Below are 2,159 nucleotides of genomic sequence, written 5' to 3'. Positions count from 1 at the left end.
TTGCGCCGTGAGGCGCTGTGGTTCGAGTGGAGGTGAAAGACCATCACCCCTGGCCTGTCGCAGCAGGTCAGCGTAGCTGAGGGCAGCCTGACCCGGGTGGTGCCGGAGAGGGCGGGAGCGGCCCTGACAAAGCCGGGACGTACCAGCACTGCCAGATGGTGCGGGTTCGGCGAGCGAGACGAAGAGGAGTACGCGAGGAACCGGCGTAACTACGTCCTTCAACCCCGACACCGGCTCGAACCTGGCGGATCTGGGCCGGGCGCGGTGCGTCTCGTCGTCCGAAGGACGGCGAGAACTTCCACGACCGTATTCAAGAGCGGGCGGGGGAGGCCACGAGGAAAGCCTGCGGCGTACTCGTGGCGAGGCCGCTGGGACATAGTCGGGCTCCTACTTCGACAAACGAACCACAGTGAACACGGGAACCGTCCGGTCACAGTTCCACGTTCCTCAACTTCCAGATGAGGAACGTGGATAGGCGCACCGACAGCCGAACGGATCGGGCGGGGCGGAGCCGCCGTAGTACTCCGAGGCCGGGAAAGCCGGTCACATGGGGAAGGGCGGCAGCGGAGAACATAGAAGGAGGGACTGCAATGCCAGAAGACACCTCGCTGAACAGCGAGGATCCGAGCTCTCGGGTTCGGGTACTGGAGATGCAGACCAAGCTGCACCATTGGGCGAGGGCCGATCCGGGCCGTCGGTTCGATGACCTGTTCAACCTCGTGCACGACCCGGCGACGCTGACGATGGCGTTCGCCCGGGTCGCGGGAAACCAGGGGGCCCGCACTCCCGGCGTCGATGGCCTGACGGTCATCGAGGTCGAAGAGCGGATCGGGGCACCCGGGTTCCTGCACGACCTGCGGGCCGCTCTCAAGGACGGCTCGTTCCGACCTCTTCCGGTGCGGGAACGCAAGATCCCGAAACCGGGCGGGTCGGGGAAGGTCCGCAGCCTCGGCATTCCGACGGTCGCGGACCGGGTCGTGCAGGCCGCGCTGAAACTGGTACTGGAACCCGTCTTCGAGGCCGACTTCACGCCGGTCTCCTACGGTTTCCGGCCCGGCCGGCGGGCCCAGGACGCGATCGCCGAGATCCACCACTTCGGCACCAACAGCTACCGCTGGGTGCTGGACGCGGACATCGAGGCGTGCTTCGACCGGATCGATCACGTGGCCCTGATGGATCGCGTGCGCGCCCGGGTGAAGGACAAACGCGTTCTGGCCCTGGTCAAGGCGTTCTTGAAAGCCGGAATTCTGACGGAGCTCGGCGAGAACAAGGAAACCATGACCGGGACCCCGCAGGGCGGAATCCTCTCCCCGCTACTGGCCAACATTGCTCTGTCGGCTCTCGATGAGCACCTGATGGAGCCGTGGAAGCCGGGTGGGGCGATGTCCACCGCATGGCAGCGCCAAAGCCGCCGTACTCGTAAGCAGCTGCCGAACTGGCGAGTCGTCCGCTATGCGGACGACTTCGTCGTGCTCGTCAACGGCAGCCGCGAAGACGTGCTGGCGGTGCGCGAGGACGTCAGTCGGGTGCTCAAGCCTCTGGGTCTTCGCCTGTCACAGGAGAAGACCCAGGTCACGCACCTGGAGGACGGAATCGACTTCCTGGGGTTCCACATCCAGTGGCGCCGCAAGAAGGGGACGGATCAGTGGCACGTCTACACGTTCATCGCCAAGCGCCCCATTCGGCAGCTGAAGGCGAAGATCCGCGCCCTGACCCGCAGGCAGTCGCAACAAGATCTCAAGTCCCTGCTGATCAGGATCAACCAGATCGTGCGGGGCTGGTCCGCCTACTTCCGGCATGCCGTGGCCAAGAACCAGTTCAGCGGACTCGCCGACTTCATCTGGTGGCGAGTGATGCGAATGCTGAGGGTCCGGCACGACTGGACATGGAAGGACATCCGCCGACGGTTCGTCACCCCCTCTGGGCGGTGGCGGCCGATCTCGGCGGAGGGAACCGAGCTCTTCGACATGGCAGCGGTGGTCGTCACCCGATACCGCTGGCGAGGAACCCGTATCCCCAGCCCATGGGCCGAGATTCAAGCCTGATGGCGGTCTCCGTGGAGAGCCCGTTGCGTTGAGAGGCGCACGGCGGGTTCGGCGAGAAGTCCGGGAAAACGGACCGGGAGTAATCCCGGCACCGCGCCCCGGGCTTACTCAGCA

The 2,159-nt window shown here is 65.5% G+C and carries 1 protein-coding gene; it reads left to right on the top strand.

Features of this window, described 5'->3' with window-relative positions; translation table 11 throughout:
* The first annotated feature begins 590 nt into the window (after window positions 1–590).
* Window positions 591–2,045 carry a group II intron reverse transcriptase/maturase gene (gene ltrA, locus BUE44_RS35560; RefSeq protein ID WP_073503139.1) on the top strand — a complete coding sequence of 485 codons (1,455 nt, stop codon included), beginning with the start codon at window positions 591–593 and terminating at the stop codon, window positions 2,043–2,045.
* Window positions 2,046–2,159 lie beyond the last annotated feature (114 nt).

It is taken from the genome of Actinacidiphila paucisporea (assembly GCF_900142575.1).
GTDB lineage: Bacteria > Actinomycetota > Actinomycetes > Streptomycetales > Streptomycetaceae > Actinacidiphila > Actinacidiphila paucisporea.
The sequence above is the reverse complement of the archived record's forward strand: the minus strand, read 5'-3'. Positions and strand labels throughout refer to the sequence as shown.

Bases quoted from the DNA above. Each gene is read 5' to 3' on its own strand.
- ltrA (WP_073503139.1), top strand. From the start codon at position 591: ATGCCAGAAGACACCTCGCTGAACAGCGAGGATCCGAGCTCTCGGGTT.